This is a genomic window from Roseburia amylophila, assembly GCF_025567465.1.
Classification (GTDB): domain Bacteria; phylum Bacillota; class Clostridia; order Lachnospirales; family Lachnospiraceae; genus Roseburia_C; species Roseburia_C amylophila.
In genome coordinates this window covers 151280-158685 of sequence record NZ_JAOQKI010000005.1, presented here as the reverse complement: position 1 = coordinate 158685, position 7406 = coordinate 151280, and the positions used below count along the sequence as shown (strand labels likewise).

Annotated in this window: 3 protein-coding genes and 1 pseudogene; 1 reads left to right on the top strand and 3 read right to left on the bottom strand. The window is 41.3% G+C overall.

What is annotated here, in order from left to right:
- Together OCV43_RS04745 and OCV43_RS04740 are read right to left on the bottom strand one after the other, a co-directional pair.
- Positions 1–2483: pseudogene (locus OCV43_RS04745) on the bottom strand (hypothetical protein); the annotation flags it as partial.
- A 166-nt stretch (positions 2484–2649) separates the two neighbouring features.
- Positions 2650–3831, bottom strand: a complete 1182-nt coding sequence (locus OCV43_RS04740; RefSeq protein ID WP_262623536.1) for an AfsR/SARP family transcriptional regulator — start codon at positions 3829–3831, stop codon at positions 2650–2652.
- Between the two features lie 176 nt (positions 3832–4007).
- Here OCV43_RS04740 and OCV43_RS04735 point away from each other — a divergent pair, with 176 nt between their 5' ends.
- A complete protein-coding gene (locus OCV43_RS04735; RefSeq protein ID WP_262623535.1) occupies positions 4008–4880 on the top strand; it encodes a PHP domain-containing protein in 873 nt (290 codons plus the stop codon).
- A 318-nt stretch (positions 4881–5198) separates the two neighbouring features.
- Here OCV43_RS04735 and OCV43_RS04730 read toward each other — a convergent pair whose 3' ends face one another.
- Positions 5199–7394, bottom strand: a complete 2196-nt coding sequence (locus tag OCV43_RS04730) for an RNA degradosome polyphosphate kinase (protein ID WP_022244097.1) — start codon at positions 7392–7394, stop codon at positions 5199–5201.
- Positions 7395–7406 lie beyond the last annotated feature (12 nt).

Sequence of the window (7406 nt, the reverse complement as noted above, 5' to 3'; positions counted from 1 at the left end):
TCGGTTGGCTCAGTCGGTTCGGTCGGCTGGGTTGGTTCGGTTGGCTCAGTCGGTTCGGTCGGCTGGGTTGGTTCGGTTGGCCCAGTCGGTCCAACTGGCTCGGTCGGCTCAGTTTCTTTCTCCTTTTCATCAAAAGAAGCATACACTACGGTACTATCATTTAAATCTGCAACATTTACTTTACTGCCATCTTCTAAAGTCCAGCCGGTAAATTCATAGGTTGTTGTCTCTGTCTCTGCCTTTACAGGATCTGTTACAGAAACTTCCGTTCCCTTTACTTCGCGTACTTCCTGATATACATTTCCGTCTACCATAAAAGTAACGGTATAACTGTTATCAACAATTTCTCCATCAATATGCCAGGAATTCGGATTAATCATCCGGTACCATTCGATGCGGTAGAATCTTGCATCATCCCCTGCAATGCCACTGTTTGCTGCATATGCATCTAAAACAGATGCAAGGGTTACCGGCATCTTTCCATCATAATTCTTTTCTGCATCAAAAGACGCTGGTGCAGTAAAACCGGACATATCAGTTGTCACTTTCAGCTGATTTAAAGAAACTGCTGCTCTTCCCACATAATCATAATTTGCTGTTGCATCACCAACTGTTCCTTCCGGACGGACAGTTCCTGCTTTCCGGATGTAGAACTCTGCCTTCTGTGTAAATGTATCTGCTACCTTTACATATACGTTATAACCCTCTGTATTGCGGAAAAGTTTTGTATATGTTGTCACTACACCTGCATTTTCATCCTCTAAGATGAATCCACGGATTACGCTTTCCTCTGTGGTTGCATAATCTGCTGCTTCTTCTAATACAGCCGGGTCTAAAATACAGTTTCCGCTTAACAGCAGCAGTTTTCCATTTCCATATTTGGCATATACTTTTGCACGAATCTTACTGATTCCAAAGCTTACATTTACAGTTCCACTATAGTTACCGGTAAAGGTTACGGTTGCCAGCGCAGTTCCCTCTTCTACATTATCTTTGTAATTACCAACAGTATAATCGTTTCCTGCTGTTAATACTTTTCCATTATAAGTTACAGTTACATCTTCTTCACTGAGTGTTACTGCTTTTCCGGTATAATATTTTTCCTTTGCAGTTGCAATCACGCTGTCATTTTCCACTTCTTTCGGAAGAATGGTATAGGTTGTATTTACCGTTCCTTTATAGTTACCGATTCCGGTAATTGCTGCTGATGTCTCTCCTGCATTTGGATTACTTCCACTGTATATTACAGTATAATCTTTTCCTTCTACTAATGTTTTGTCTCCATCCTTTACCACAACTGCAACTGTGTTTCCAGTATACTCAGTATCCTTTGCAGTTACCATTTCATTCGTCAACGTTTTCTGCTGGATAGTAAAGGTTGCTTCATTACTGTCTGCGGATTCAAATTTCTTTGCACTGGCTGTTGCAATTACCGTATAAGTTCCTGCATCCACCGGTGCCTTGCTTAATTTATTTCCTGCCTCATCATAATAAGTATAAGTAATGGAAATGCTTGGATTTTTTTCAATTCCCCAGCTGTATGCATTCGCATCACAGCTTAAGTTTTTCTCATCATTACTGCCATTATATTCAAAATCACTGGCTGTAAGATTTGCATACAATGCTTTTAAATAGGTTCTTACCGGTACAATAAATACAGTCTCTTTATAGTTCTCTGCTGCATTTCCCTCCGGCACAAATACTACATGATGGTCTACATCTTCAAAGATTGCAGTTCCGGTAGTATTAAACCACAGTGTCTCATCCGGGCTCTGCCACTCAAAATGGCCTTCCAGTTCCTGGTTCTCATCATTGACCGCTACTGCCATTCCGCCATTCAGATGGGACTCTCTCAGTTTTCCGGACATATGATTGATTGTTGCAGATGGTTTTTCCTTAATTACTGCCTCTGCCTTATTTACAGTTACCGTATAAGTCCTGCTTCCTGCCTCATATACATCTGTTGCCGGTGTTGTAATCGTATAAGTATAAGTTCCTGCATTTAAAATCTCTTTGTCACAGGTTCCAGCAATACCACTCTTTGGACCATCCTTTACAAAGTTCTTTGCATTCAGTGTCTGGACTTTTCCGTTATACGTCAGATTTGAAATGCTCTCTTCAAATACCGGAGTTCTCTTACTGATTTTAATGGTATATTTTTCTGTTTTCCATTGAAAGAGATAATTCTTATACTTGCACTTCAAGGTAACTGTTCCTGTCTTATCCGCAGTTACAGATACCTCTTTCTTATTTGTATTTTTTAATGTTACCTTATCTTTTCCACTGGTAACACTCCATTTGGTTTCGTAAGCAATCCATGCAGAACACTCGATTTTCTTCGTATCCTGCAGTTGCATCGTAATTGTATCATCCTTTTCGGCAGCTTTTACTGTCATCCCGGTTATTCCGGATAAGGACAATACCATCAATGCCGCCATTACAAAAGCTGTAATTCTTTTTCCCAACATTTTGGCTACTCTCATGTTTTTTCTCCTTTTATTCATTTTATCCATTTCCTGTTGATTTATGAATTGTATAACCAATCATAGCATACTCTGTGTTATAAAAAGCGTTATATTTTTCTATTTTTTCTTTATTCTTCCGAATTGTACTTAAATCTTCCTGTTTGTATTGTATTTCTCCTCGTATCTACTCGTCTGTTCTATTCACCAGTACTTTATGATATTTCACATATTTCTTTCCAGCCGTCCGTTCCATGTTGTCATTGATTCTTTCTATCACAAGTCCGCAATTTTCTTCTTCAATACCTATTAAAAGTATCAGATACTGGTTTGTGCTGTATCTGGTATACAGGTCCCCGCTGCGCAGGGAGTTTTTCAATGCCTGCTCCAGTTCTGCCCGGATGTATTCGAAATGAACACCGCCTTCTGAAGCATACCCCTTCCCATCGGTAATGGTGCTCATAAGAAGCCACGCACTCTTTCCCGTACGCTGCAAAACCCGTTTTGCGAAGCGGTAATTTTCAATGAAAACAGGATACGAACAGTAAAATGCTCCTTCCTCTCTCTCTTCTTCCAACTTCTCCTGTATTGCCTGAATATGAGTGGCATCCTCCGTAACACAGCTGCTGATTCGTTTTAATTGTTCCAGCATAGACTTTGAAGGCTCACTGCCAAGCTCTGCCAGCAGCATTTCTTCTGTCTTATGATATAATGCCACCGCCTCTTTGGAACGCTTCATGGCAATCAATGCCTCCATCTGGTATACCTGCCAGTCATCCAGTGGATAAAGTACCGCTGCTTTTTCTGCTATCTCATATAATTTCTGATACTCCTGCTCATCCCGGTAAATTCCGCACAGTCTCTTTACACAGGACATATATAATTTCCGGTATTTCGTTGCCCAGAAAATTACCCATTCTGATGCTCCCAGTGCCGGCAAAAATTCTCCACGGTACAACCTGACTGCTTCCTCTAATTCTGCTTTTCCAAAATCTTCCGCCTGTTTCAATGCATGCTCTGCCTTCTCTTCAAAAGAAATGCAATCACAATGATACGGAATTTCCGGCGTCCAGCAATAAACTCCCTTTCGGCTTATAATATAATCGCTCTCCGGCAGTCCCTGCTCCTTAAGCAGTTTCCGCACCCGGAAAAGAATTGCCCGGAAACTGTTGGATGGGTTTGCAACCTCCTCATTTTCCCAAAGTCTTCCCACCAGTTCTTCCCTTGTTACCCCTTCTGTACCCGCATGCAGAATGATCTGAAGCAGCCGGTTCGTCTTTGTCGTTGATTTCCGGTCTATGATAAAGGAATGATTTCCATATTGCATTCGAAATGTTCCAAGCATACTTACTTCTAAATTTTTTTTCATGCTTCCTGCCCCCTGCAGATTATTTTTCCTAATTGCAGTATATAGGACTTTGTTTTTATACGCAAAAGATTTTTCTCATTTCTTCCGGATTGTCAAAACGAAAGATTACTCTTATAATCATATTCATAAATAATTCTAAAAAATAATTATTTCGAGCTGTTAGAAAGGATTATACCATGGAAACAGGATTTATTGATTTACATGTACATTCAACCTGTTCTGACGGAACTTTTACTCCATCTGAGCTGGTTCATGAAGCCATACGTCATTCGATATGTGCCTTTGCCCTTACTGACCACGACTGTATCGATGGTATTAAAGAAGCACAGGAAGAAACCTTGCGGCTTAACTCCCCGGATGCACCGGAAGTCATTGCCGGTGTTGAACTCTCTTGTGAACTGGATGACCGTGAAATCCATATGGTCGGGCTATATATTAACCCGGACGATAAAGTATTTAATAACAAATTAAATGCATTCCGTTCTTCCCGCACAGACCGCAACCGCCTGATGGTTGATAAACTGCAGCAGGAGGCACACCTTGCCATTGATTATGACAGTCTTATCAGAGAATTTCCGGATGCAGTCATTACAAGAGCACATATTGCAAGATACCTTGTAAATCATGGTCTTGCCAAAGATATGAATACAGTATTCAGTAAATATATCGGGGATGACTGTCCTTATTATGTAGACCGTCCTAAAATCTCTCCGCAGGAAGGTATTTCCCTGATTCATCATGCCGGTGGTCTTGCCATTTTAGCCCATCCGGTACTCTATCGCATGAATGCAGACCGATTGGACGCTCTGGTTCAGACACTGGTAGAAGAAAGCCATTTAGATGGTATTGAAGCCGTCTATTCCACCTACCAGCTTGGCGATGAACGAAACATTAAGAAGCTTGCACAAAAATATCATCTGCTTATTTCCGGTGGCTCTGACTTCCACGGAAGTAACAAACCTTATATTTCCATGGGAAACGGAACAAGACATATGCCGATTCCTTATTATATTTTATCGGATATTAAAAATGCGCTGTATTGCAGATAGCTTACTACTCATGTACACCAAGAGGGACTGTCATTTTACAATTTCTTTAAAACAACAGTCCCTCTTTATAGATACTTTCTATTTTTTGTCTTTCACCTCGTCTAATGCATTTCGAAAGATTCGTTCAAATTCATTTTCGGAACATTTTTTCCGGCTGGATTCATCCGAATACCCTCTATTCTGCTGTCTTTCCTGCTCGTGAACGAGCAAAACAACCGGAACCTTAAAATAACCGTCATATCCGTATGCGACAATCCCCTCCCTGGAGCTTTATTTCAATGGTTTCATATTATATATCGGCAAAAGTGTCTGATTTCTTTAGTCCTCTACCGGTTCTGCCGGAATAAAAATACGGTCTTTTACCACATCCGCAGGCTTTGGTGCTGCTTCTTCTGCTTCCCTGCAGAACTGCAGCTGTGAATTCACCAGCACCTTTCCACGTTTATCAACCTTTTCATAGGTGCCATCCTTCTGAAGGAGATGTGCTTTCGTATTATCTGCCAGTTCCACATCCAGAATATGCATTACTTTATGCTTTAACTCTTCATTTTCTACGGGGAAAATAATCTCTACACGGCGGTCTAAGTTACGTGGCATCCAGTCAGCACTTCCCATGTAAATTTCATCCTGTCCATCATTATAGAAATAGAAAATTCTGCTGTGCTCCAAGAAATTTCCTACAATGGAACGCACTCTGATATTTTCACTGATCTTTGGAATGCCTACCTTCAGGCAGCAGATTCCACGTACAACCAGATCAATCTGCACTCCCGCTGCTGATGCTTCATACAAAGCTGCAATAATATCACGGTCACAAAGAGAATTCATCTTGGCAACAATTTTGGCTGTCTTTCCCGCCCTGGCGTATTTTGTTTCACGCTCAATTAATTTCAAGAAACGCTTCCGCAGCCAGATTGGTGCTACCACCAGCCGGTTCCAGGACAGCGGTTCAGAATAACCGGATAACATATTAAATACTGCTGTTGCATCTTCTCCGATTGCTTCCGAACAGGTAAAGATACCACAGTCTGTGTACAGCTTTGCAGTGGAATCGTTATAGTTTCCGGTTCCAAGATGTACATAACGGCAGATGCCTTCTTCTTCTCTTCTTACGACCAGTGCAATCTTGCTGTGGGTCTTTAAGCCCACCAGACCATAGATGACATGGCAGCCTGCTTTCTCTAATTTTTTTGCCCAGACAATGTTATTTTCCTCATCGAAACGGGCTTTTAATTCTACCAGAACAGATACCTGTTTGCCATTTTCTGCTGCCTGTGCCAGTGATGCAATAATCGGCGAATTGCCGCTGACACGGTAAAGTGTCTGTTTGATTGCCAGTACATCCGGATCTTTGGCTGCCTGACGGATAAATTCGACTACCGGATCAAAGGTCTGGTATGGATGATGCAGTAAAATATCACCTTTTTTAATCGCATCAAAGATACTCTCTCCCTGCTGGATCTGTGGCACCGGCTGTGGAGTATATGGTTTGTAACGTAAATCATCACAGCCTTCCAGTCCATACATCTTCATCAGGTAAGTCAAATCAATCGGTCCATTGATTTTAAAGATATCATCCTCTGACTCTACCCGAAGTTCATCCTTTAAAAATGCCAGCAGACGCTTATCAATGCCATATTCCACTTCCAGCCGGATAACTTCGCCCCACTGCCGTTTCTTTAAGGATTTTTCAATTTCTTTCAGTAAATCCTCTGCTTCGTCCTCATCAAAGGAAAGGTCCGCATTACGCATAATACGATACGGATAAGCACAGACCACTTTATGACCTAAGAACAATTTGGAAATATTCTTCTCAATAATCTGCTCCAACAGGATAAAGGATTTCTCGCCTTCCTTTACGGATGGAATCGGAATCAGCCTTGGTAATACAGATGGCACCTGAACGGTTGCATATTCATAAATGGTTCCTCCCTTTTTACCCTCTGCCTTTAGCTTCTTCTCTTCTGCTTTGCCAAGGAGGTCATCCTTCTTCGGATTTTCTTCCAGTAAAGCTACAATGTTTAATGTCTTATTGCGAATCAACGGAAATGGTCTGGATGCATCCACTGCCATCGGTGTCAGTACCGGATATATATTTTCTTCAAAATAACGGTCTACATATTCTGCCTGAAAATCCTCCAAATCTTCATAGGCATCTACAATATAGATTCCTCTTGCATTCAATAGTGGAATCAGGGAACGGTTATAAGTAGAATACTGCAGTTCTACCAGTTCCCTGGTATCATGATTAATGGCTGCTAACTGTTCAGACGCTGTCATACCGGCAATATCTGTTTTCTTATAGCCCGCATGTACCATATCCTTTAAAGAAGCCACACGTACCATGAAAAATTCGTCCAGATTTGAAGAAGTAATGCTGACAAATTTTAACCGCTCCAGCAGCGGAATGGATTTGTCTCTTGCTTCATTCAATACTCTGCCATTAAATTTAATCCAGCTCAACTCACGGTTTTCATAATATTCCGGATTCGTATATTCTTTTAATTTTTCCATTCGCATACTCTC

What these genes read in the sequence shown, in the direction of transcription:
- OCV43_RS04740 (WP_262623536.1), bottom strand. Translation starts at nt 3,831, where the DNA reads ATGAAAAAAAATTTAGAAGTAAGTATGCTTGGAACATTTCGAATGCAA.
- OCV43_RS04735 (WP_262623535.1), top strand. Translation starts at nt 4,008, where the DNA reads ATGGAAACAGGATTTATTGATTTACATGTACATTCAACCTGTTCTGAC.
- OCV43_RS04730 (WP_022244097.1), bottom strand. Translation starts at nt 7,394, where the DNA reads ATGGAAAAATTAAAAGAATATACGAATCCGGAATATTATGAAAACCGT.